The sequence below is a fragment of the Oceanobacillus zhaokaii genome, assembly GCF_003352005.1.
Taxonomy (GTDB): domain Bacteria; phylum Bacillota; class Bacilli; order Bacillales; family Amphibacillaceae; genus Oceanobacillus; species Oceanobacillus zhaokaii.
The window spans coordinates 2,216,612-2,240,931 of the sequence record NZ_CP024848.1 but is presented as its reverse complement, the minus strand read 5'-3'; the positions used below and the strand labels follow the sequence as shown (position 1 = coordinate 2,240,931).

24 protein-coding genes and 1 other annotated feature are annotated in these 24,320 nt (G+C 35.5%); of the genes, 23 read left to right on the top strand and 1 reads right to left on the bottom strand.

The annotated features are described in order from the left end of the window. The first annotated feature begins 3 nt into the window (after positions 1-3). The 23 genes from floA to CUC15_RS11365 all read left to right on the top strand — a co-directional run bounded on the left by floA (position 4) and on the right by CUC15_RS11365 (position 23,856). Positions 4-999: a flotillin-like protein FloA gene (gene floA / locus CUC15_RS11475; protein ID WP_114916784.1), complete on the top strand. Its 996-nt coding sequence runs from the start codon at positions 4-6 to the stop codon at positions 997-999. Between the two features lie 33 nt (positions 1,000-1,032). After that, entirely contained in the window at positions 1,033-1,572 is a 540-nt protein-coding gene (locus tag CUC15_RS11470) for an OadG family protein (protein WP_114916783.1), read from the top strand. A gap of 399 nt (positions 1,573-1,971) precedes the next feature. Beyond that, complete coding sequence (gene yqfC, locus CUC15_RS11465) at positions 1,972-2,262, top strand: sporulation protein YqfC (protein WP_114916782.1); 291 nt, start codon at positions 1,972-1,974, stop codon at positions 2,260-2,262. A gap of 15 nt (positions 2,263-2,277) precedes the next feature. Then, a complete protein-coding gene (yqfD, locus tag CUC15_RS11460) occupies positions 2,278-3,477 on the top strand; it encodes a sporulation protein YqfD (protein ID WP_114916781.1) in 1,200 nt (399 codons plus the stop codon). A 2-nt stretch (positions 3,478-3,479) separates the two neighbouring features. Further along, the gene (locus CUC15_RS11455; RefSeq protein ID WP_114916780.1) at positions 3,480-4,439 is read left to right on the top strand and encodes a PhoH family protein; all 960 of its coding nucleotides are present in this window, start codon (positions 3,480-3,482) and stop codon (positions 4,437-4,439) included. A gap of 155 nt (positions 4,440-4,594) precedes the next feature. Then, positions 4,595-6,748, top strand: coding sequence for an HD family phosphohydrolase (locus CUC15_RS11450; protein ID WP_114916779.1), 2,154 nt, complete (start codon positions 4,595-4,597; stop codon positions 6,746-6,748). Further along, positions 6,749-7,213, top strand: a complete 465-nt coding sequence (ybeY, locus tag CUC15_RS11445) for an rRNA maturation RNase YbeY (RefSeq protein WP_114916778.1) — start codon at positions 6,749-6,751, stop codon at positions 7,211-7,213. Next, on the top strand, positions 7,203-7,565 hold the full coding sequence (locus tag CUC15_RS11440; RefSeq protein ID WP_242985842.1) for a diacylglycerol kinase family protein: 363 nt from the start codon (positions 7,203-7,205) through the stop codon (positions 7,563-7,565). Before ybeY ends, CUC15_RS11440 begins: the two co-directional genes overlap by 11 nt. A 578-nt stretch (positions 7,566-8,143) precedes the next feature. Then, positions 8,144-9,049, top strand: a complete 906-nt coding sequence (gene era / locus CUC15_RS11435) for a GTPase Era (RefSeq protein WP_114916776.1) — start codon at positions 8,144-8,146, stop codon at positions 9,047-9,049. Between the two features lie 101 nt (positions 9,050-9,150). Next, on the top strand, positions 9,151-9,297 hold the full coding sequence (locus CUC15_RS11430; RefSeq protein WP_114916775.1) for a YqzL family protein: 147 nt from the start codon (positions 9,151-9,153) through the stop codon (positions 9,295-9,297). Between the two features lie 55 nt (positions 9,298-9,352). Further along, entirely contained in the window at positions 9,353-10,096 is a 744-nt protein-coding gene (gene recO, locus CUC15_RS11425) for a DNA repair protein RecO (RefSeq protein WP_114916774.1), read from the top strand. A gap of 61 nt (positions 10,097-10,157) precedes the next feature. Continuing rightward, positions 10,158-10,327: a binding site (T-box leader), on the top strand. 162 nt (positions 10,328-10,489) lie between these two features. Continuing rightward, positions 10,490-11,365 carry a glycine--tRNA ligase subunit alpha gene (glyQ, locus tag CUC15_RS11420; RefSeq protein WP_114916773.1) on the top strand — a complete coding sequence of 292 codons (876 nt, stop codon included), beginning with the start codon at positions 10,490-10,492 and terminating at the stop codon, positions 11,363-11,365. Then, positions 11,366-13,450, top strand: a complete 2,085-nt coding sequence (gene glyS, locus CUC15_RS11415) for a glycine--tRNA ligase subunit beta (protein WP_114916772.1) — start codon at positions 11,366-11,368, stop codon at positions 13,448-13,450. It abuts the gene before it with no gap. Positions 13,451-13,602: 152 nt separating this feature from the next. After that, positions 13,603-14,232, top strand: coding sequence for a transcriptional regulator CcpN (gene ccpN, locus CUC15_RS11410; RefSeq protein ID WP_114916771.1), 630 nt, complete (start codon positions 13,603-13,605; stop codon positions 14,230-14,232). Positions 14,233-14,262: 30 nt separating this feature from the next. Beyond that, the gene (locus tag CUC15_RS11405) at positions 14,263-15,072 is read left to right on the top strand and encodes a pyruvate, water dikinase regulatory protein (protein WP_114916770.1); all 810 of its coding nucleotides are present in this window, start codon (positions 14,263-14,265) and stop codon (positions 15,070-15,072) included. 416 nt (positions 15,073-15,488) lie between these two features. Continuing rightward, positions 15,489-17,303, top strand: coding sequence for a DNA primase (gene dnaG, locus CUC15_RS11400; RefSeq protein WP_114916769.1), 1,815 nt, complete (start codon positions 15,489-15,491; stop codon positions 17,301-17,303). Between the two features lie 32 nt (positions 17,304-17,335). Beyond that, positions 17,336-18,451, top strand: coding sequence for an RNA polymerase sigma factor RpoD (gene rpoD / locus CUC15_RS11395; protein ID WP_114916768.1), 1,116 nt, complete (start codon positions 17,336-17,338; stop codon positions 18,449-18,451). A gap of 102 nt (positions 18,452-18,553) precedes the next feature. Then, a complete protein-coding gene (locus CUC15_RS11390) occupies positions 18,554-19,102 on the top strand; it encodes a hypothetical protein (protein ID WP_162800306.1) in 549 nt (182 codons plus the stop codon). Between the two features lie 104 nt (positions 19,103-19,206). Next, positions 19,207-19,584, top strand: a complete 378-nt coding sequence (cccA, locus tag CUC15_RS11385; RefSeq protein WP_114916766.1) for a cytochrome c550 — start codon at positions 19,207-19,209, stop codon at positions 19,582-19,584. Positions 19,585-19,753: 169 nt separating this feature from the next. Then, entirely contained in the window at positions 19,754-20,473 is a 720-nt protein-coding gene (locus CUC15_RS11380; RefSeq protein WP_114916765.1) for a tRNA (adenine(22)-N(1))-methyltransferase, read from the top strand. Beyond that, a complete protein-coding gene (locus tag CUC15_RS11375; RefSeq protein ID WP_114916764.1) occupies positions 20,463-21,578 on the top strand; it encodes a Nif3-like dinuclear metal center hexameric protein in 1,116 nt (371 codons plus the stop codon). The genes CUC15_RS11380 and CUC15_RS11375 overlap by 11 nt, the downstream gene beginning before the upstream one ends. Positions 21,579-21,614: 36 nt before the next feature. Beyond that, positions 21,615-22,934 carry a DEAD/DEAH box helicase gene (locus CUC15_RS11370; RefSeq protein WP_114916763.1) on the top strand — a complete coding sequence of 440 codons (1,320 nt, stop codon included), beginning with the start codon at positions 21,615-21,617 and terminating at the stop codon, positions 22,932-22,934. 28 nt (positions 22,935-22,962) lie between these two features. Further along, a complete protein-coding gene (locus tag CUC15_RS11365; RefSeq protein ID WP_114916762.1) occupies positions 22,963-23,856 on the top strand; it encodes a deoxyribonuclease IV in 894 nt (297 codons plus the stop codon). 149 nt (positions 23,857-24,005) lie between these two features. On the opposite strand, the gene CUC15_RS11360 is transcribed toward CUC15_RS11365, so the two are convergent. Further along, on the bottom strand, positions 24,006-24,290 hold the full coding sequence (locus tag CUC15_RS11360) for a DUF2624 family protein (RefSeq protein ID WP_114916761.1): 285 nt from the start codon (positions 24,288-24,290) through the stop codon (positions 24,006-24,008). Between the last annotated feature and the right edge of the window lie 30 nt (positions 24,291-24,320).

The window sequence follows — 24,320 nt, the reverse complement described above, 5'->3', positions numbered from 1 at the left end:
TGGATGAGTTTAGTTGACCTTATGCCGTTAATTATTATTGCGGTTATTATTATTGCTCTAGCAATATTATTTACATTTGTACCAGTAGCACTGTGGATTAGCGCTTTAGCAGCAGGGGTTAAGGTAAGTATTTTTACTCTTATTGGAATGCGATTACGTCGTGTTGTTCCTAGCAGGGTAATCAATCCATTAATTAAAGCACATAAAGCTGGATTGAATGTGACAACAAATCAATTAGAAAGTCACTATTTAGCTGGTGGTAATGTGGATAGGGTTGTAAATGCATTAATCGCTGCACATCGAGCAAATATTGCATTGCCATTCGAACGTGGAGCTGCTATTGATTTAGCAGGCCGTGACGTATTGGAAGCAGTTCAAATGAGTGTTAATCCAAAGGTTATCGAAACGCCGTTTATTGCTGGGATTGCAATGGATGGAATCGAAGTTAAAGCATTAGCAAGAATTACGGTACGTGCTAATCTTGATCGACTTGTAGGTGGTGCTGGTGAAGAAACAGTAATCGCCCGTGTTGGTGAAGGTGTTGTAAGTACAATTGGTAGCTCGGAAACACATAAAAAAGTACTAGAAAACCCTGATTCAATCTCACATACAGTATTAGCTAAGGGGTTAGATGCAGGAACGGCATTTGAAATCTTATCGATAGATATTGCAGATGTTGATGTAGGTAAAAATATCGGAGCTATTTTACAAACAGACCAAGCAGAGGCTGATAAAAATATCGCTCAAGCGAAAGCAGAAGAACGTCGTGCAATGGCTGTTGCCCAAGAGCAAGAAATGCTTGCCCGTGTACAAGAAATGCGCGCGAAAGTTGTGGAAGCAGAGGCTGATGTACCACTCGCATTAGGAGAAGCATTGAGATCAGGTAAAATGGGTGTTATGGATTACCTAAATTACGAAAATATTAACGCTGATACAGATATGCGTGATACGATTGGGAAATTAACCAAAGAAAACAATGATGAAAATGGGAAAAAATAAGGTGATAAGAAATATGGATAAAGGAGGAGTTTGATGGGTGGATTTCTTGATTTAATATTCGATAATTTTTTTATTGTAGTTATTATTATTTCCGCTATAATGGGACTTTTCGGCAAGAAATCTGATGAAACAGAAAAGAAGAAACCGCAATCGAATCGCCCAAAACCTGCTCCTAATCCTGTATCTAGAAGGCAGCAAAATGAGAGGGAAAGAGCTAATCGTACACCTGGTTCAAACCAATCGAGAAGCAATGTTCCTCATCCTTCAAAGCCAATGGTCTCAACCATGTCTATTGAAGAACAACAAAAAGCTCAAATTGAACGTCTCAAAGGAAATTTTAAAGCATTAGATAACAAAGCAAATAATGATTTCTCTCATCATGCTTTCGTTGCAAATCCACTTGAGAAGTCAGTAAATGAATTATCAAAAGAACAAGCAAACTATAAGAAACAGCTTCGCACTAACTTAACGCGTAAGGGATTAGTAAATGGCATCATCATGTCAGAAGTATTAGGCTCACCAAGAGCAAGAAATCCTTATCAAAGCATAGTAGAGCAAAGGAAAAAATCATAATATAAGAAGGCCATTTACAGCATGGTGAAATACCATTGCTGTAAATGGCTTTTTTTATTTCCTTAATTCTAAAAAACAATTCATTTTTACAATCTATGGTGTAAAGTGCTGAATTGATATTAGTGCCAATTCTTATTTCAGACCTGCCCAGCAATTGCTACAGTCAACGTCGATATCTAGTGAGGTTGCCATTCTTTTTTTCGCTAGATTCTGCACTATCCCCAGCGTAGTGTATTTCTGGAGCGAGCGGTCCTAGAGAACTCCCTCAATTAAGTTCACTCTTTTCAGCAATCAATAGGAAATAAGCTTCTTTATTGAATTTATTTTATCCCTTAAGCTAGTTTAGTTCTTATCTTTTCTCCTAATTCATAAATATGAATATGAGAGGGTGAGGCATCTATGAGTAAATGGCAACAACGTGTTCGAATGTTAATGGTAAATTATCTTGCACTTCCTTCTGATGTCATATTAGAATTACCTCGGATTACAATTATTGGACAAATCCATGTATATATAGAAAACCATCTAGGTTTGGCAACTTATTCCGATACAGAGCTAAAGTTAAAAATGAAACAAGGATTCGTTCAGATTACTGGTACTTCATTTGTTATCAAAATGATGCTGCCTGAAGAAATACTATTAGAAGGAAGTATCACAGATGTTAAGTTTTTACCAGATAATAAGGAATAACAAGTGGGGGAGAATATGAAACCAATTCAAGGATCATTTATAACAGGATATGTATCGATATTAATTAAAGGTGAGCAACCTGAATTATTTTTTCAAATATGTTCAAAACATGGTATAACAATTTGGGATATGAAAAAGCATGCACCAGATTTATGTGAAGGAAAAATTAAATTAACAGATATTAAACTCGTTAAGAAAATACGGAGAGGAACAGGTTATAAAGTATCGTTTATTCAAAAAAAGGGTTATCCCTTCTTATTTAAACGATTTATGAGGAAACGTCCACTCATTATTGGATTATTATTGGGTTTTTTTCTTGTTATTTTTTTATCCAATATTATTTGGGATGTAAAAATTACTGGTGTTCCAAAGGATATTGAGGAGAAGATTAGCAAACAATTAAATCAGTATGGTGTACATCCTGGTGCCTGGATTTTCTCCTTAGAGTCGCCGAATTTAATCCAGCAACAATTGGTGAAGGATGTACCGGAACTCTTATGGGTTGGAGTTGATCAAAAAGGGACAACCTTTTACCTTGAAGGCGTTGAAAAGATTATCGTCAAAGAAGTTCCAGCAGGTGAACCGCGAAATTTGGTTGCTAAGAAGAATGGCGTCATTAAAGATTTATACGTTTCAAAGGGTATCCCTCGTGTAAAAGTGAATGATTATGTAGAAAAGGGTGACTTGCTAGTTTCTGGTGTAATTGGCAATGAAACAGACGAGGAAGGTACAATGGAATTAATCGCTGCAGATGGTCTGATAACTGCAAATACCTGGTATGAGGTTTCTGTGACGATCCCACTTAATTACTATGATGAGCAAGTAACAGGAAATAATGAAAAGAAATATTTTCTAAAAGTTGGGGATTTCCAATTGCCAGTATGGGGGTTTGGAACACCAGATTATTCGGATATCCATCGGGAATCGACAGAAACGCCAGTGCGAATATTTAAATGGGAATCACCAATTAAAGTTGTGGAAAATGTATTAAGTGAAAAAAAGTCTAATAGGCGTGAGAGAACAAGGGAAGAAGCGGTTAAAATAGGAATTGAACAAGCAAAAGCAGATTTACAATTAGAGTTGGGTCCAGAAGCAGAAATTATGACAGAGAAAATTTTGCATGAAACGATGGACCATGGTAAAGTTAAATTAAACTTATATATAACAGTTGAGGAAAATATTGGTGATGCACAACTTCTAAACCAAGGAGATTGATTATGACAGAAAACTTAACCGAGATTGACCTACATTTAACTGATCCAAATGAAGTATTAGCTTTATTTGGAACAAATGATAAATATTTAAAATTAATAGAAGCACAGTTGAAGGTATCCATCGTTTCAAGAGGAGAACAAGTGCGTGTATCTGGAGAGAAGCAAGCAATCTCATATGTCCAAGAGATTTTTAATGCATTATTAACGGTAATCAAACGCGGCCTTACTATTTCGGAAAGGGATGTTGTATACGCAATTGATTTAGCCCTAAAGGGTAAAATTAATCAATTCGAAACTCTTTTCGAGGATGAAATTACGAGAAATGTTAAAGGAAAACCGATACGTGTAAAAACCCTTGGGCAGAAGGGTTATATTAACTCAATTAAATCGAGTGATCTCGTATTCGGAATAGGTCCTGCCGGAACTGGAAAGACTTATTTGGCTGTCGTAATGGCTGTCAAAGCACTAAAAGACGGGAAAATAAAAAAAATTATTTTAACCAGACCTGCTGTAGAAGCCGGTGAAAGCTTAGGCTTCTTACCTGGTGATTTAAAAGAAAAAGTTGATCCATATTTAAGACCATTGTATGATGCCTTGCACGACGTACTTGGTGCCGAGCATACTTTACGTTTAATTGAAAGAGAGACAATAGAAATTGCACCACTTGCATATATGCGCGGGAGAACACTGGATGATGCTTTTGTTATTCTTGATGAAGCACAAAATACGACTCCAGCACAAATGAAGATGTTCCTAACCCGTTTAGGTTTTGGTTCGAAAATGGTCATAACAGGCGATATAACACAAATTGATTTGCCTAAAGGAGTCACATCTGGCTTACAGGTAGCTGAACAATTACTGAAGCGAGTTGATGGTATTAAATTTGTTCATCTGGATCAAACAGACGTTGTAAGACATCCATTAGTACAACGAATAATTGCTGCATATGAAAACAGTAATTAGGTTCAATTTATTATGTCATAAACCCCGAAACTCAGGGGTTTTATTTTGCAGATAAGAAAGAATATTTTTTCTTACTGCATAAGTTCAATTATGGCTCTCATAAAAATTGACTGAGTCCAAGTGTTCTAGTACCTGACTGTAAATGGGGTGTTGAAATGAAAAAAAAGGTACGAAAAAATAATAAATTAGAGGAATTTATTAGAAAAAGAAAGCACGTTACTTCTATTAGTTTATCAGTCACTTTACTAGCCGTTTTTTTCTTTTTCATAACATTAAATAATGTACATACAGATACATATGACATAAAACGCTTTAGTACAGCAAATGAAACAATCCGTTCACCAATAACAATTGAAAATGAACAAGAAACAGAACGGAAAACAAGAGAGACGGTACAGTCAGTACCGGATCGCTTTAATATATCATCAGAAATAACCGAAGAGAGAGTCAATTATGTTAAGGAAATTTTCGATGCAATCGCTACATTAGAATCCGAAGAAATGTCTGAAACAGAAGATGAGGAAGCGAACGGTGATAGGATTGTCCCATTGTCAAATCAGGATAAGGTTAATCGCTTAAAACAAATATTATCTGAACAAATAACCGAATCATTAGATAATCAGACGCTGATGCAAATTATCATGACACCGAAAGATGAACGGGAAATTGGTCGAGAGTTGCTTGTCGAAAACTTAGAGACGGTGTTAAATAATGGTGTTCGTACAGAGAATATTCAATCGGCAATCTCGGAAATAAACCAAAGTATCAAATATGCATCACTCAATGAGGAGCTCAAGCAGCCTTTAATAGAGCTTAGTGAATTTGCTGTCGTTGAAAATTCCTTTTTCGATGTGGAACAAACACAAGAAGCTAGAAAAGAAGCTGCAAGTAATGTGGATCCAGTTATGATTAGAGCTGGTGAAGTGATTGTTCAAGAAGGACAAACGATTACAAATGAAATTTATGAAGAATTAAATTTAGTCGGTTTACTAGATGGCCAACGAAATTTTTTTCCGGCAATAGGGCTTGGGCTATTAATTATTCTAATCAGCAGTACGATTGCTTATGAGCTATCGATACTTAGGAAGCAAAATAAATTAGAAAAAGGTAAGCTTATTTCCATTATAAGCATTAGCATCTTAATCATTTCATTATTAAAGATAGTAAGTTTATTTCTAACTTCGGGAAATCAAATGTTTTATATTGTGCCTATTGCCACTGGAGCATTTTTATTAAAATTATTAATTAATGAACGGGTTGCCATTATCTTTTCAGCACTTTTTTCTATTATTAGTGGTATTATTTTTAATGGAGAGATACCTGGATCACTCAATATTGATGCGGTAATCTATTTCTTTTTCTCCCAGTTAGCTGCAATCACATTCTTAACAAATGTTAAAGACCGTACATCGATATTAAAAGCGGGAATTGGTGTCATGGTTGTAAACATAATTACTATATTATTATTTGTATTTCTATCCTTTGAAAAATATGATTTAATTGATTTATTAATTCAATCTGGTTTTGGAATTGTTTCTGCTTTTTTATCGGTTGTCTTGACTATCGGGTTGCTGCCATTTTTCGAAACAGTACTTGGTGTATTATCCGATATGAAATTATTACAGTTATCAAATCCTAATCAGCCATTGCTTAAAAAGCTATTAACTGAGACACCAGGAACCTATCATCATTCCGTGATGGTGGCGAACCTTAGTGAAACAGCATGTGAAGCAGTTGGAGCCAACGGATTATTAGCAAGGGTTGGTGCATATTACCATGATATTGGTAAAACAGTCCGGCCACAGTATTTTATTGAAAATCAAATGACCAAACGAAATCCACATGATTTTATTGATCCGAAAGAAAGTGCTAAAATAATTATTAGCCATCCATATGATGGGGCGAATCAGTTAAAGAAATACAAGCTGCCCAAGGAAATCATTGATATTGCTGAACAGCATCATGGAACATCTTTATTAAAATTCTTTTATTATAAAGAAAAGGAAAAAAACGAGAATATTGATGAGACTTCCTTCCGTTACCCAGGGCCAAAGCCGCAAACGAAAGAAGCAGCAATTATTTGCATTTGTGATTCTGTTGAGGCGGCTGTCCGCTCCTTGAACGAACCTACTGAGGAAAAAATAGAAGAAATAGTTGCAGCAATTATTAATGATCGTATGATGGATGGACAATTGGATGAGAGTCCATTAACATTAAAACAACTAAAAATTATTAATCGAACAATTTGCGGAACATTGAAAGGGATATTTCATTCGCGTATTCAGTATCCATCGAAGGAGGCAAAATAAATGTACATTGATTTTATTGATAAAACGAAGTCCGTACCATCCGATTATATTGATCTGCTACATCGACTAATTAACTTTGCTGCTGAGCAGGAAGGTATTTCAAGCGAAGCTGAAATATCAATAAACTTCGTCGAGAACAAAGAAATTCAAGAGTTAAATCGAAATTATCGTCAAAAGGATGCGCCAACAGATGTTATATCTTTTGCGATGCAGGAATCACTGGATAATGAAATCGAGATTATAGGTGAAGAACTACCATTAACGTTAGGTGATATTGTTATTTCTATAGATAAGGCGAAGGAGCAGGCAGCTGATTATAATCATTCATTCGAAAGAGAGTTAGCGTTTCTAGCAGTGCATGGATTCCTTCATTTACTCGGTTATGATCATATGAATAAAGCAGATGAGGAAAAGATGTTTAAACGCCAAGATGAGTTATTAGGTGAATTCGGCATTGAAAGGTAAGCAGAAAAAGATTGGTTTTTCATATGCATGGAATGGAATCCTTGAGACATTTATGACCGAATCTAATTTTAGATTTCATTTAGTTGCTGCCAGCCTTGTGGCAATTTGTGGTTTCACTTTACAAATCAATCGTTTGGAGTGGGCAATTATTTTGCTTACAATTGGTCTAGTACTTGTTGCTGAACTCACGAATAGTGCGATTGAAAAAATAATCGACTACCTGCGACCAGAAATACATCCCGCAGCCAAAATAATCAAAGATGCAGCTGCAGGGTCAGTTCTTATTGCTGCATTAATTTCTGTCATGGTAGGCTGCATTATTTTTATACCGAAAATACTCGAACTATTATAATCACATTATTCATGAGGTTGCCATTTGAGGCATAATGTATAGTTTAAAGTGCCACGTAATGATAATTTTGCATCTGTTAAGCAGTTGTTGTTGACACATTTCAGATTCCTTAACTTTAATCAACGTTGATTGTCAGTAAGCAAGCAATTACTTTTTGAGAGATTCTGCAATTACCCAGCGGAAGAAATACACGAAGACTCCTCGAAAATAAAGTGCGATTTTCTTCGTGCGATGTAACGCTCTGAAGCCTTCCTTGTCCTACGGGAAGAAGAGCCTAGGTGAGACTACGAAGCGCGGCAGCGCGAGTAGGCTCACCAGCTCCCTTAGGATACGCAAAGTGTATTTCTGGAGTGACTAGCTTGAGAGTGCTCATACTCCAAGTTATGTCGTTTAACAACTAAAATCTAAGTATTGTACCCACAATCCTGTGGGTTTTTCTATTATAACAACGTTTTTTATAGAATTATGTGTTATCTTAATACATTCAAGAAAATATTAAAAGCTTTTGTCGGAAAGATGAAACTAAGTTCTAATTGTAGTATTATAAAATATAAGAAATTCGTCCCGGAGGATACAACATGGAAACTAATTCATTTAAATCAGGATTTATCGCAATTATTGGCAGACCAAATGTAGGTAAATCGACATTCTTAAATCGAGTAATCGGTCAGAAAATCGCAATTATGAGCGATAAACCACAAACTACAAGAAATAAAATTCAAGGTGTGTTAACAACAGACGATGCACAAATCGTTTTTATCGATACACCTGGTATTCATAAGCCCAAGCATCGACTTGGTGATTTTATGATGCGGATAGCAGAAAATACACTGAATGAAGTAGATGCTATCATCTTTATGATTAATGCGAAAGAAGGATACGGTAAAGGCGATCAGTACATTTTGGATAAATTACAATCGGTAAACAGCCCTGTTTTTCTAATAATAAATAAAATCGACTTGATACATCCGAATGAGATCTTGCCATTAATTGAACAATATAGCAAAAAAGGTAATTTTGAAGAAATTATTCCGATCTCAGCATTGGAAGGAAATAATGTTGATCATTTACTTGATGTAATTAAAAATCATATTCCTGAAGGACCACAATATTATCCAAGTGATCAAGTAACCGATCATCCAGAAAGATTTATTATAACCGAATTAATTAGAGAAAAAGTTCTCGAGCTGACTAGAGAAGAAGTCCCACATTCGATAGCCGTTGTGATGGAAAACCTTGAACAAAGAGATAACAACACGATTTTCATTCAAGCGATGATTATTACAGAACGAAGTACTCAAAAAGGAATTTTAATTGGAAAACAAGGAAGTATGTTGAAAAATATCGGTAAAAATGCCAGAAAAGATATCGAAGCATTACTTGGTTCGAAAGTATATTTAGAGCTATGGGTTAAGGTGAAAAAAGATTGGAGAAACAAGCAAAGTCAGCTTAATGAGTTTGGATTTAAAAACGACGAATATTAAGATATGGTAATATTTTATACTTATGATTTGCACAAGTGGGGTCAAGCTAACTATAAGTTAGATTTTTTAGCTTTAATAAAAATAGAAAGGTGGGGTTTCTTGTGGTAGAGCTAACATGGAAGCTTTTTAGTGAGACAGGAAACATTGAAACCTATTTATTATTAAAAGAATTAGAAAATGGAGTAAACCAACCTGAACTTGGAAATTTAAATGATGATAAAATATCAACTTTTGACACGAATATGTAGCTTTCAGGCGTTAAACATTTGTTCTTTGCTTCGCGATTAAGAAAGGTGAAAATATGTGCTTGAAAAATTAGATGGAATTGTCGTAAAAGCCAAGGATTATGGCGAGTCACATAAAATTATAACAGTTTATAGTAAAAGGATTGGCAAGTTTACAGCTCTTGCAAAAGGAGCGAAAAAACCGAAGAGTAGAATGGCTGCTGTGACACAGCCATTTATCTATGCTCAATTTTTTGTCTATTTGAATAAAGGATTAAGTACGATTCAACAGGGAGAAATAATCGAGTCCTTTCGTCCGGTTCGAGAAGATATTATTAAAACGGCCTATGCCGCATATATTATGGAATTAACTGATAAATTACTTGATGCACAGGCTCCAGACATAAATCTGTTTGAACAATTATATGGTACGTTAAACTGGATAGCGGATCATGAGGCCGCAGAGGTTCCAATCATGATGTACGAATTAAAATTATTTAAAAAAGGTGGCTTTGCCCCAACTGTTAACGAATGCAGTAATTGTAGAAGCAAAGAATTACCGTTTGCATTTTCCATCGCTGAAGGTGGGTTCCTTTGCAGACGCTGCATCCACCTAGATGAAAATGCTATCCCACTACCAGAATCGTTAACAAAGATTTTATATCTTTTCGTTAATGTTGGCTTAGAAAGGGTTGGCAATATCTCAATAAAGCCTGAGAATCTCAAATTATTACGCCGCATTCTCGATGCATATTATGATCAGTATGGCGGCTACTATTTAAAATCGAGAAAGTTCCTAAAGCAACTTGATTTGCTTAGGTAGATTACTTTTATTGACAGAAACAAATTGATGCAGTATGATTTGTACATATTTCAATAACTAATCGTTTGCAATGATGGAGAAGAGTACCAAATTACATTCTATTGAAGCGAGCCTAGGATAGTGAAAGCTAGGTAATAGAGTTTTTTGGGAATGGCACTCTGGAGCAGGCTAAATAAAGTGGCTCAAATTTTGAGCAAATAGGGTGGAACCGCGGTAAAAACCGTCCCTATGCCTATATAATTTATATAGGCATAGGGACGGTTTTCTTTTTCGTAGTAAAGAATATATATTTCTTACTATATAAGCGAAATTAAGGTAACTCGCCTGAAGGATTGGCAGACAGATTAAAAAGTTTTCTAATAAAATATTTTATCTTAATGGAGGTTAAAGTGGATGAATATCCAGGAAATGATTTTAACATTACAAAAACATTGGTCTGATCAAAATTGTATTCTTGTTCAAGCATATGATGTGGAAAAGGGTGCTGGTACAATGTCACCAATGACATTGCTGCGTAGCTTAGGACCCGAGCCATGGAATGTTGCTTATGTGGAGCCATCAAGAAGGCCGGCAGATGGACGTTATGGTGAAAACCCAAATCGCTTATACCAGCATCATCAGTTTCAAGTAATTATGAAACCTTCACCAGATAATATTCAAGAGCTCTATTTAGAATCACTCGAAAAACTAGGGATTGATCCATTAAAACATGATATTCGATTTGTCGAGGATAACTGGGAGAACCCAACTTTAGGAGCTGCTGGGCTTGGTTGGGAAGTATGGTTAGATGGAATGGAAGTAACACAATTCACCTATTTCCAGCAAATTGGTGGACTTGAAGCAAGTCCAGTAACCGTAGAATTAACTTATGGAGTTGAACGACTGGCTTCTTATATTCAAGATAAAGAAAATGTGTTTGATTTAGAATGGACAGATGGTGTAACAGTAAGGGATATTTTCTTTCAACCAGAATATGAGCATTCGAAATATACGTTTACTGAATCGAATACAGAGATGCTCTTCCAGTTATTTTCCATGTATGAAGAGGAAGCGAAGGCAACAATGGAGAAGGGACTTGTCTTTCCAGCCTATGACTATGTTCTAAAATGTTCGCATACTTTTAATCTTTTAGATGCAAAAGGCGTAATTTCTGTGACGGAGCGGACTGGTTATATCTCGAGAATAAGAAATTTGGCAAGAAGTATCGCCAAGTCATATGTTGCCGAGCGTGAACGTCTTGGTTTCCCAATGTTAAAGGAGGAGAAATAAATGGCTAAAGATGTCATTATTGAAATTGGTTTAGAAGAATTACCAGCGCGTTTTATAGATGACGCCGAAAAGCAATTTCTTGATAAAGCTGCCAAAGCTTTAACAGAATTACGGATTTCATATGAGTCGATTACTTCTTTTTCTACACCAAGAAGATTAGCAGTACAAATCAAAGATGTGGCAGAATTTCAAACTACAATTGAAGAAGAAGCAAAAGGACCTACAGAGAGCATTGCGAAAGATGCAGATGGAAATTGGACAAAAGCTGCAATCGGATTTACAAGAGGGCAAGGAAAGACACCAGAGGATATCTATTTTAAGGAATTAAAAGGTGTAAATTATATCTTTGTCAAAAAGCATATTGAGGGTAAACCAACAATGGAGCTATTACCAGTATTCAAAGAAATTATTGAGAGTATTCAGTTTGGTAAAAATATGCGCTGGGGAACAGAAACACTCAAATATGCAAGACCAATCCGCTGGTTAGTTGCATTATATGGAAGTGACGTTATACCATTCGAGATTGCCCGTGTTCATACTAGTAATAAAACGTTTGGGCATCGCTTCTTAGGTAAAGAGATTATCCTTGATAATCCTGAACAATATCAATCGGTATTACTTGAGAATTATGTCATTGCTGACCCGGACGAACGAGAACGGTTAATTTTGGAAGGTATCCATGAATTAGAAGAAAAGGAAGGCTTCACGATTCCGGTTGATTCAAAACTCCTAAATGAAGTGAGAAATTTAGTGGAGTATCCTACTGTTTTTCTTGGATCATTTGAAGAGGAATATTTAGTGTTACCTTCAGAAGTATTAATTACTTCAATGAAAGAGCATCAACGTTATTTCCCGGTTATATCTAGAGAAGGAAAGTTATTACCTCATTTTATTGGCGTTAGAAACGGGGATAATCAATCGATTGAAACTGTCATACGTGGGAATGAGAAAGTACTTCGAGCTCGACTGGCTGATGCGAAGTTCTTCTTTGAAGAGGACAAGAAACAATCAATTGATTTTTACTTAGAAAAATTAAATCGTGTAGTCTTCCAGGTGAAATTAGGAACGATTCGTGAAAAAGTTGACCGTGTGGTTCACATAACCAAAGAGTTGACAAAATTATTGGGCCTAGATGAAAGGGAACAGAAACTTGCGATAAGAGCTGCTGAAATTTCCAAGTTTGATTTAATGACCAATATGGTTAATGAATTTACAGAATTACAAGGAGTTATTGGTGAAAAATATGCAACCTATTTTGGTGAAGATCCAACTGTTGCAAAAGCAATTAGTGAGCATTATTTACCAAGACAAGCAAATGGTGAATTACCTGAAACCGTAGTTGGAGCAGTAGTCAGTATTGCAGATAAGATTGATACGATTGTTGGTTGTATTTCGGTTGGACTCAAACCAACTGGCTCTCAAGATCCGTATGGATTACGACGTCAAGCAACAGGTATATTACGAATACTTTCAGCAAGGAAATGGAATATTTCGCTTGAAAAAATCATGGGGATTACCCAATCCTTATATCAAACATTAACAATCGAACAAGCGAAGGAAGAGGACGTAACTCGAGATCTTCATGAATTTTTCCAACTTCGTGCAGCATTTTTATTAAAAGAATTGGCTGTTGAACAGGATGTTATTCAGGCAGTTGTTCATAAAGAAATTGGTATTTTCTACTATACAGAGGAAAAGGCAAAATTACTTTCTACAAAACGAAATGAGGAGGACTTTAAACCGATTCAGGAAGCATTAGTCCGTCTGCTGAATTTAGCTAATAAAATTGAACAAATGGAAGTTAATCCTAGCTTATTCGAAACCGATTCAGAACGAGTGTTATTTAGTCAATATGAAGATAGCGTTGCGGCATATAGCACGGCAAGCAATAACAAAGATGCACAATTGGCATTATCTATTTTAAGTGAGTTAAGTAAACCAATCCATGCTTTCTTTGATAATAATATGGTAATGACTGACAATATTCAGGTTAGAAATAATCGATTGGCCCTAATTAATCGGATTGCATCATTAGTAACCGACTTTGCGGATCTATCTCTAATAGAATGGAAACAGCATTTTTAAATTTCCGGTTTTATTTAGTAGCTATTTAATCAAGGATGACAAATGCTGAAAGTCTTACCGTTTTCAAATAAGTATAACGTAATTTCCCTTTTTACCATAAATAGACTATAATAATTATTAATAGTATGGCATAATGCCTAGGTGGTGTAGAAGTGGAATTATCAAACAGACAGGAAAAGATTGTAGAAATAGTAAAAGGAAATGGACCAATAACCGGGGAACAAATTGCAGAACGATTAAATCTGACAAGGGCAACATTGCGGCCGGATTTAGCAATACTAACGATGTCGGGATTTCTTGATGCAAGGCCCCGTGTTGGCTATTTTTATACTGGTAAAACAGGATTTGAATTAATAACCGAAAAGGTAAAAAAATACAAGGTACATGAATTCCAGCAAATCCCGATCATTGTTAAAGAAAGTACCTCTGTATATGATGCTATTTCAACGATGTTTTTGGAAGATGTAGGCACATTGTTTGTAGTAAATGAGAACTCTTGTTTAACAGGAATTTTGTCACGGAAAGATTTACTTAGAGCTAGTATTGGCCAAAAAGATTTGAACGCAATCGCTGTCCATATCATCATGACAAGAATGCCGAATATTACAGTATGTCGCAAGGATGATTTACTACTGGATGTAGCCAATAAATTAATTAATAAACAAATAGATGGGCTGCCAGTAGTTAAAGATACAGAGAATGGATTAGTAGTCATCGGTCGTGTGACAAAAACAACGATAACTAGAGCATTTGTAGAGCTGACAAATGAGAAATCTATATAAAAATTATCTAGTAATGAGAGGAGCTTATTGATGAGTTCAAATCCTATTGTCTATGTGATTTCCGATTCTGTGGGAGAAACTGCTGAGTTAGTAATCAAAGCAGGTTTAAGTCAATTTAATGGTCAAGAATATAAAATAAATCGGTTTCCATATGTAGATGATCAAGCTACAATTGATGAAGCTTTACAACTAGCAAATGACAACAATGGAATCATTGGTTTTACACTAGTTGATCCTAAGCTTCGTCAATATTTAAATGATAAAGCAAAACAATTTGGAATTGAAGCAATTGATATTATGGGACCAATGATTAATTCAATGGAACGAGTCTTCAAGGTGAGTCCCAGACTTGAAGCAGGGCTTGTCCATAAATTAGATGAAGACTATTTTAAAAGAATTGAAGCGATTGAATTTGCGGTGAAATACGATGACGGCAAAGATCCGCGAGGTATAGCACGTGCTGATATTATTTTGATAGGTGTTTCAAGAACATCAAAAACGCCACTATCTCAGTACTTAGCGAATAATAGTATTAAAGTTGCAAATGTCCCTATTGTTCCTGAGGTTAACCCGCCTGAAGAGTTATTTGAAGTGGACCCATCTAAATGCTTTGGTTTAAAGATCAAGCCGGAACAATTAAATGAAATTCGAAAGGAACGCTTGAAGGTACTCGGGCTTGGTGGGCAAGCAACCTACGCAAATTTAGAACGAATCAATCATGAAATTGATTATTTCGATAAAATTGTGGATAGAATAGGTTGTAGAGTAATTGACGTATCGAATAAAGCAGTAGAAGAAACAGCGAATAGTATTTTACATTTAATTAAGAATGAAAGATAAGCGTAATAAAAAACATTCTACTACATGATAAGTAGAATGTTTTTTATTCTTTTTCGCAAATTGAAGCATATATATAGAAATATTTATTAGATTGTATTATAATAATCATTTGTGTAAAGATATAGGTATTCCTTATTATTCATTAGATGATATTCTGAAAAGTAAAACATTCAAGATAAAGCAGGAATCCAACCGTATTGTGTAGAATTATACAAGAAAGCGGTATTATCACTGTTAATCGATACTTTTTAGGCATGAAATTATTTATAAAGGAGTAAAAGCTGGAATAAATATATCCTTTGATTTAACATTTGTAACAAAAAGTAGACTTTTTTCTCTTTTTGAGAAAAAAATGTCGAAATGTGAAGGATTTTCTAAATCTATCACGAATATTAATAATAGTATGGTGATGAGCGATGGCGAATCAAATACCTGAGGAAGTAATTGAAGAAGTACGTAAGTCAAATGATATTGTTGAAGTTACTGGTGAGTATGTTCAATTAAAGAAACAAGGTAGAAATTACGTTGGACTATGTCCATTCCATGGAGAAAAAACGCCATCATTTTCTGTTACACAGGAGAAACAAATTTTCCACTGCTTCGGTTGTGGAAAAGGTGGAAATGTTATAACTTTTCTTATGGAAATAGAGAACTATTCATTTCAGGAAACAATTAAGGTTTTAGCGAATAGAAGTGGTGTTGCGCTTCCTGAAACTGGAATACGCCAAGAACCTACTGTTTCTAATGATAATCAGAGTGTTCTATCTGCATATGAATGGCTTACCAAACTTTATCACCATTTATTACGGTATGCAAAAGATGGAAAGGAAGGTTACCAATATTTTAAGGATAGAGGTATAAGTGACGAAGCGATAGATATATTTCAATTAGGCTATGCACCTAATTTGAAGGAATTTACTGCTGAATTTCTTAATAAGAAAGGGTTCAACCAAGCAATTCTTGTTAAAGCAGGTTTACTTTCTTTACAAGATGACAATAGTGTAACTGACCGATTTAGAGGAAGGGTCATGTTTCCTATCCGTAATAATCTTGGGAAAACGATTGGTTTTGGTGGAAGAACCATTTCTGGTGGCGATCCCAAATACTTGAATAGTGCGGAAAGTGAGCTGTTTCAAAAAAGCAAATTACTTTATAATTTTGATTTAGCTAAGAAACACATCCGTAAAGAAAATGAAGTTATCCTTTTTGAAGGATACATGGATGTAATTTCCGCGTATCAAGCAGATATTAAAAATGTCATTGCAACACTTGGTACCTCATTAACTGAAGGCCAGGCTAAGTTATTAAAACGTTATGTCGATACCGTAATTATTTGTTATGATGGCGACAAAGCTGGACTTGAGGCAACCTACAAAGCAGCTAACCTTTTACGTAAAGTTGGTTGTCAGATAAAAGTTGCAAATTTAAAAGATAATATGGATCCCGATAATTTCATTAAGATGCATGGTGGAGAGGCATTTAATAATGAAGTAATACAGGCAAGTGACACGTATATCAGTTTTTATATGCGATATTTAATGAAAGATTATAATCTAAGTCTTGAAGGAGACCGCATAACCTATATTGAAGCGGTTGTTAAAGAACTCGCAATGGTTGAGAGCTCGGTGGAAAGGGAATATTATTTACAACAGCTTAGTAAAGAATATAACATTTCTGTTGAAACGCTTGCAAGTGAGCTGCAAGGACATAGGCAAAAAGTAGGCGCGCATCAGGATAAGAGTGACAAGAACAGATATACTAATAAAGCAATAAATTATCGTCATAATAAAAAAATGCTTCCAGCGTATCATAATGCAGAAAGAAAATTATTATCTTATATGTTTCAAGACGCATTTATTACAGAAAAAGTGCGAGATGAAATAGGTGCAGGGTTTAATGTTGATGCACACAAAATAATTGCTACACATTTATATGCCTTTTATGAAACTGGACACTCACCAGACGTTAGTGTATTCATTGAAAATCTAACGGAACAGGAATTAAAGCAGCTTGTAACAGAGATTGCGATGGCTCCTATTGAGGAAGAAATAAGCGATAAAGAAATCAATGATTATATTCGAATTATCCATTCACAAAACAATGATGTCGTTAGTATTCAGTTGCTTAAAGAGCAACAGAAACTAGCTGAACAGCAGAAAGATCCACTGAAAGCAGCGCAAATTGCAATGCAAATTATTGAAATACGCAAACAGCTAAAGCACACAAATTAAATTTTTAACGTAGTCTGGAAGGAGGGGGACTCATGGCCGATAAAAAGCCTTCCCAAACAAAAGAGACAGCCCAAACAATTGAACAGGCAAAAGAACAATTAGTTGAAATGGGTAAAAAACGTGGAACGCTTGCCTATGAAGAAATTGCTGACCGCTTGTCCAACTTTGAAATCGAACCAGATCAAATGGACGAATTTTATGAGTACCTAGGTGAACAAGGTGTAGAAGTAATTGGTGAGTCTGATGAAGATCCTAATATGCAGCAAATTTCAAAAGAAGAGGAAGTAGACGTTAATGATTTAAGTGTCCCTCATGGGATTAAGATTAACGACCCAGTTCGGATGTATTTAAAGGAAATAGGGAGAGTTAACCTATTATCTGCTGCAGAAGAAATTGAACTTGCTACCCGAATTGAAGCAGGAGATGAAGAAGCTAAACGACGTCTTGCAGAGGCGAATTTACGACTAGTTGTGAGTATTGCTAAACGCTATGTTGGTCGTGGAATGTTATTTCTGGATTTAATTCAAGAAGGAAACATGGGATTAATAAAAGCAGTTGAGAAGTTTGACTATCAAAAAGGCTTTAAATTTAGTACGTATGCAACTTGGTGGATACGTCAGGCAATCACACGTGCAATTGCCGACCAAGCAAGAACAATTCGTATTCCAGTTCATATGGTTGAGACGATTAATAAATTGATTCGTGTTCAACGTTCATTATTACAGGATTTAGGTAGAGAGCCTACTCCTGAAGAAATTGGCGAAGAGATGGAGCTAAGTCCTGAGAAAGTTCGTGATATTCTTAAGATCGCGCAAGAGCCTGTTTCATTAGAGACACCGATTGGTGAAGAAGACGATTCCCATCTAGGTGACTTTATTGAAGACCATGAGGCCATATCGCCTTCTGATCATGCTGCATATGAACTTTTGAAAGAGCAATTAGAAGACGTGCTTGACACTTTAACTGATCGTGAAGAAAACGTCCTACGTCTTCGCTTTGGACTTGATGATGGACGCACTAGAACATTAGAAGAAGTAGGTAAAGTATTTGGTGTTACTAGAGAACGTATCCGTCAGATTGAAGCGAAAGCACTCCGGAAACTAAGACATCCAAGTCGCAGTAAACGTTTGAAAGACTTTTTGGAATAAAATCCTGAGCATAGTCACTTGAGTATTTCTATGCTCAGTGGCTTTTTTCTTGTAATATTATTATTAGAAATCTATGCTGCTGTTTGTATTGGAGTGAATGTGGTGGCAGATAATGATCGGATTACTGTGATTATCAATGAAATTACATTTTGGAAAAACCATAAACTATTGCCACAAGAACAATGCGACTTTCTGCTAGCATTATATACGAAAGGCGATAGAATAATGGAAACAGAAGAAACTGACACTCCTAAAGAAACGAGAAACGATTCTAACTTGATTCTTCAGCTATGTCTTTTAATTTTGTTGTTACCGTTTTCTTTCCTTGTTCTTTATTTTACGGAATTTCATTCGGGATTGCAACTAGGCATTTTAATTCTTTTTCTATGCTATGCAATTTGGTCATATGGTTACCATAAGCAAGCAAATGCTTGGATTACAAAGCTGGCATTGATGATTACCCTGTTTTTGATATTGTTGTTGACGATTTTCTTAAGTAATCAGTTGGTCTCAGATCAATATATTTTATATTTTGTTATTACGTTGAATTTTGTCGGGTGGTTTTTAATTGGTAACAAATTTAAGCTCAAATTCCTAATGGTAATTAGCATTTTTCTTTTGATTTTTTCAATACTTTACTTTACATTATAAAATATCATAGGATAATCCTTTAAACTAAATCGATTTTCGAGTAAACTATATGTAATGTTCTTTTTAGATACATAATAATGGGGAGTACATAAGGAGGAAACGTAATGAAAAGAAACTCTGTTTTACCATTTGCTATCATTGCGATTATAGGGGTACTTGCAGTTATTATCATCTCGTTCATTGGTGTCGACCAACGAGCAGATAGACAAGCTGCAGAAGAAGGTGGAAATGAGCAAACAGAAGATTCCGGTGGAGAAGTATCAACAGATCCTGAGGAAATTTTCCAAGCAAATTGTGCTGCATGTCATGGTGCAGATTTAAGTGGTGGAATGGGTCCTGAGTTAACTACTATAGGATCAACACTATCAGCTGAAGATATCGTTTCTATCATTCAAAATGGTAAAGGGCAAATGCCAGCTCAAACACAAGTTGTTGAAGAGGAAGCAACATTACTTGCTGATTGGTTAAGTGAGAAACAGTAAGACATTTTTGGGGTATTTGATGAATAATATTGGGAATACCTGTTGCTTTTCCCAGTAATTACATGGGAATTTTTAAATTATTATTATTTGGTAATTGAGAAAAATATACTTTGTAAGCTTTCTGTCTGGAATAAACAGAAAGCTTTTCTTTTTCATGAAGGAGAACGAAATGACACAAACATTGAATCTTTCCAAACGATTAACAAAAGTAGCTTCCTATCTGCCAAAAGGTGCAAAATTTGCAGATATAGGTTCAGATCATGCCTATTTGCCATGCTATGTATGCTTACAAGATAAGTCATCGAGGGCAATTGCAGGAGAAGTAAATGAAGGACCATTTAAAAGTGCAATAAAAACAGTCGAGTATTATCAATTAAATGAATCTATTGAGGTTCGATTAGGCAATGGTCTAGGAGTATTAAATAATCTGGACAATGTGGAACAAATTGTAATTGCTGGTATGGGTGGAGCGTTAATAAAATCCATTTTGGAGGAGGGTAAGTCCAAAGTTCAACATGTAAAACGGATAATCGCTCAGCCAAATATTGATGCTAGGAATGTCAGGAAATGGTTTAACGAAAATGGTTTCATCATTACTAGTGAGGAAGTAGTAGAAGAGAACCAACATATATATGAAATTATTGTTGCGGATAAGGTAGAATGGAACATGTCAAAACAACAGGATTTAGATCCAAAACAATTGTTTTTTGGACCATTACTATTAGAAAATAAAACAAAAGAATTCTTTGAAAAATGGAGTAGTGAGCATGAAAAAACAGAACGTATCATTAAACAAATAAAGAAAGCGAAAGTGAAGGATGAACGGAAACTCAAGCAATTTGAGGAAGAGCTAATTTGGATTAAGGAGGTACTGGACCATGAAGCGTGAATATAAAAATAATGATATTTTTCATGTGATTGAAAACTGGGCCCCAAAACATTTAGCATATGAATGGGATAATGTGGGCCTGCAAATTGGTTCCTATAATAAGACCGTGAAGAAAGTGATGATTACCCTCGATGTGTTAGAATCTGTTGTTGATGAAGCAATTGAAAAAAACATTGATTTAATTATTGCTCATCATCCACTATTATTTAACCCGGTAAAGCGAATAAATTTGGATACCCCTCAAGGCAGAATCATCCACAAATTATTAACAAATCAAATTACTGTCTATGCGGCACATACGAATCTTGATGCGGCAAATGGTGGCGTAAATGACATGCTTTGTGATTTACTAGGGATAGCCTCAAGGGAAATACTAACTGAAGTTAGCAGTCAAAAGCTTTATAAAATCGCAGTATATGTACCAACAACTCATGTTGACCAAGTAAGAAGTGCTATGTCAGAAAACGGTGCGGGTCATATTGGGAATTATAGCCATTGTACGTTCCAAACAAATGGTCAGGGGACATTCAAGCCATTAGAAGGCGCTGCTCCTTATATCGGTGCGGAAAATGAATTAGAATTCGTTGATGAAATAAAAATCGAAACGATTGTAAAGGAAGAACGTATTACAAAAGTGATTAATGGAATAATTGGTGCACACCCATATGAGGAAGTAGCTTATGATATTTTTCCATTGAAAAATCAAGGGGAAACGTTTGGAATTGGACGGATTGGTACACTATCCGCTACAATGAAACTCCGAGATTTATGTGAACATGTAAAATCAACATTAGATGTCCCAAATATGAGAGTCATTGGTGATTTGGATAAGCGAGTTCGGAAAATAGCAATTTTGGGTGGAAGTGGCGAGAAGTATATTCACTTGGCACGCCAAAAAGGTGCAGATGTTTATATAACAGGCGATATGAGTTTCCATGTGGCCCAGGATGCATGGCAAATGGGCTTACCTGTCATTGATGCTGGCCATAATATAGAAAAAGTAATGAAGCAAGCGACAAAGCTGTTTTTAGAAAAAGAACTTAATAAAGATTGGATAGAAATTATTACATCGGAAACAAGTACAGAACCATTTCAATTTATTTAATAACTGGGTAGACACCCCAAAGGAGCAATATTATTTATGAATAATAGTGGGTTTAATCAATTTTCATTTCAGGAATCGACCATGGAAGTGGTTCGTAAACTCAATTTTACTGAGCCAACAGAGGTACAGAAAAAGGTAATTCCAGCAGTTTTAGAAGGGCAAAGCGTAATTGGACAATCACGAACAGGGTCAGGCAAGACACATGCGTTTTTACTTCCATTATTTGATCGTCTTGATGCAAGTAAGCGGACCGTACAAATGGTGATTACAGCGCCTACAAGGGAGCTGGCAACCCAATTACATGATGAAGTAAAGAAAGTCATCCAGCATGCTGGAAAGGAAGGAATATGGTTATCTAAATTGCTTGTTGGCGGAACTGATAAGCAGAAGATGATTGACAAGTTAAAGGAGCCACCGCATATTATTGTTGGAACGCCTGGTAGAATATTGGATTTAGTTAAAGAGGAAGCATTGTCGATTTATTCTGCACAATCTTTTGTTGTAGATGAAGCAGACTTAATGCTTGATTTAGGATTTATCAATGATGTAGACCAATTGTTAATTCGTTCTAAGGAGAATGTTCAATTACTAGTATTCTCAGCAACTATTCCAGAGCGATTACAGCATTTCTTCAAAAAATATCTAGAAAATCCATTGTATATTAAGGTATCAGATCATTTTTCACCTGAGACAATGGAACATCGGCTTGTTGCCTTGAAACATCGCAATGAAGCGGATGTTATTATAGATATATCGAAAGCAATTCAGCCATATTTAGCGATTATTTTTACAAACGGTAAACAGCTTGCGAATGACTTAGCTGCGTCCCTTCAAGAAAGAGGCATGGATGTGGGCTTAATTCATGGTGGCTTAACACCGAGAGAAAGAAAAAGAGTGCTTAAGGAAATTCAAAACCTTCGTTATCAATATATAGTTGCGACCGATTTAGCTGCTAGAGGGATTGATATAAAAGGAGTTAGCCATGTCATTAATGCGCAGATTCCAAAAGAGGAAGAATTTTATATTCATCGGGTTGGCAGAACAGCAAGAGCAGGAATGGAAGGAACCGCAATCAGCCTATATAATGAATCCGATGTGAAGCTTATTGAGAAATTAGAAGATAAAGGTCTTACTTTTAAGTATGTTGATGTAAAAAATGGGGAATGGAAAGAAGCCAAGCCTTGGAATGAACGTCATTTAAGAACTAAAACTACAACAAATATTGAAAAGGAAGCATGGAAGCAAGTCCGTAAAGCGAAAAAGGTTAAACCTGGGTACAAGAAGAAAATGAAACAGCAACAAGAATCAATTAAGAAGCAGTTGACAAGGAAATCTAGATTTAATCGCGGCAAATAACAATGTAGATAATGGGAGAGATTTAAAGATGTTAAAAATAGGTTCACATGTATCAATGAATGGGAAGAAAATGCTACTCGGCTCTAGTGAAGAAGCTGCATCTTACGGTGCAAATACATTTATGATTTATACAGGTGCACCGCAAAACACAAGAAGAAAACCGATTGAAGAATTAAATATTGATGCAGGCAGGGAGCATATGGTAAAGAATGGTATGTCAGATATAATTGTTCACGCGCCATATATTATTAATATTGGCAATACAACAAAGCCAGAAACCTTTGAGCTGGGTGTCAACTTTTTACGCAATGAGATTGATCGTACTGCTGCGTTAGGTGCGAAACAAATTGTGTTGCATCCTGGTGCGCATGTTGGTGCAGGTGCAGATGAAGGAATAAAGAAGATCATCGAAGGTTTAAATGAAGTAGTTGAGAAGGATAAGGACGTACAAATTGCTCTTGAAACAATGGCAGGAAAAGGAACAGAAATTGGCCGTTCATTTGAAGAAATCGCACGAATTATTGATGGAGTAACACATAATGACAGACTGTCTATTTGCCTTGACACTTGTCATATTCACGATGCGGGCTATGATGTTGTAAACGACTTTGATGGTGTCCTAAATGAATTTGATAAGATTATTGGTGTTGATCGTATTAAAGTTGTTCATGTAAATGACAGTAAAAATGTACGTGGAGCCCATAAAGACAGACATGAAAATATTGGATTTGGTCAGATTGGATTTAAAGCACTGCATTATGTTGTACATCATCCACAGTTAATTGAAATTCCAAAAATTCTAGAGACGCCATATGTAGGCGAGGATAAGAAAAACAAAAAAGCGCCATATAAGTTTGAAATTGATATGATTAAAAATGGTGAATTTGTTGAGGAATTGAAAGAAATTATTATGAATGCTTAAAAATGAAATGAATCATTGATAGGGATAACTCTAAGCGGTTATCCCTTTTTTTATTGTTAAGAATCGTTATTACAATGCTGTTATTTGATTAATCTATTTCCATTAACCGATTCAGATTGCACGAATTGGGTTGTATGGACATTGATCTTTTACTGAAATAAATGTTCCAGTCCATAGGATTTTATCAAGCCATGAAATAATTTTTCTGCCTTCTTGGAAGTGTTATTATCGGTAATGTTAGCCAATTTAGAAAACATTTTCTCTCGGTCCTGTTTAATAAATGGATCAAGTGTATTTTGTTTTAAGAAATCAATAATTGCCTTTGCCTGAGCAGTAGATATAGAAAACCCATACTGTTTTCCATAATGTAGAAGATCATTTGTGCTAAGATTCTTTAATCTAACCTTAACCATCTCTTTAATGAAAATTGACATATTCGCATTACCCCTTTAATAAAAGCACTC

Coding starts and splice junctions, on each gene's coding strand:
- floA (WP_114916784.1), top strand. CDS start 4: ATGAGTTTAGTTGACCTTATGCCGTTAATTATTATTGCGGTTATTATT.
- CUC15_RS11470 (WP_114916783.1), top strand. CDS start 1,033: ATGGGTGGATTTCTTGATTTAATATTCGATAATTTTTTTATTGTAGTT.
- yqfC (WP_114916782.1), top strand. CDS start 1,972: ATGAGTAAATGGCAACAACGTGTTCGAATGTTAATGGTAAATTATCTT.
- yqfD (WP_114916781.1), top strand. CDS start 2,278: ATGAAACCAATTCAAGGATCATTTATAACAGGATATGTATCGATATTA.
- CUC15_RS11455 (WP_114916780.1), top strand. CDS start 3,480: ATGACAGAAAACTTAACCGAGATTGACCTACATTTAACTGATCCAAAT.
- CUC15_RS11450 (WP_114916779.1), top strand. CDS start 4,595: ATGAAAAAAAAGGTACGAAAAAATAATAAATTAGAGGAATTTATTAGA.
- ybeY (WP_114916778.1), top strand. CDS start 6,749: ATGTACATTGATTTTATTGATAAAACGAAGTCCGTACCATCCGATTAT.
- era (WP_114916776.1), top strand. CDS start 8,144: ATGGAAACTAATTCATTTAAATCAGGATTTATCGCAATTATTGGCAGA.
- glyQ (WP_114916773.1), top strand. CDS start 10,490: ATGAATATCCAGGAAATGATTTTAACATTACAAAAACATTGGTCTGAT.
- glyS (WP_114916772.1), top strand. CDS start 11,366: ATGGCTAAAGATGTCATTATTGAAATTGGTTTAGAAGAATTACCAGCG.
- CUC15_RS11405 (WP_114916770.1), top strand. CDS start 14,263: ATGAGTTCAAATCCTATTGTCTATGTGATTTCCGATTCTGTGGGAGAA.
- dnaG (WP_114916769.1), top strand. CDS start 15,489: ATGGCGAATCAAATACCTGAGGAAGTAATTGAAGAAGTACGTAAGTCA.
- rpoD (WP_114916768.1), top strand. CDS start 17,336: ATGGCCGATAAAAAGCCTTCCCAAACAAAAGAGACAGCCCAAACAATT.
- cccA (WP_114916766.1), top strand. CDS start 19,207: ATGAAAAGAAACTCTGTTTTACCATTTGCTATCATTGCGATTATAGGG.
- CUC15_RS11380 (WP_114916765.1), top strand. CDS start 19,754: ATGACACAAACATTGAATCTTTCCAAACGATTAACAAAAGTAGCTTCC.
- CUC15_RS11375 (WP_114916764.1), top strand. CDS start 20,463: ATGAAGCGTGAATATAAAAATAATGATATTTTTCATGTGATTGAAAAC.
- CUC15_RS11370 (WP_114916763.1), top strand. CDS start 21,615: ATGAATAATAGTGGGTTTAATCAATTTTCATTTCAGGAATCGACCATG.
- CUC15_RS11365 (WP_114916762.1), top strand. CDS start 22,963: ATGTTAAAAATAGGTTCACATGTATCAATGAATGGGAAGAAAATGCTA.
- CUC15_RS11360 (WP_114916761.1), bottom strand. CDS start 24,290: ATGTCAATTTTCATTAAAGAGATGGTTAAGGTTAGATTAAAGAATCTT.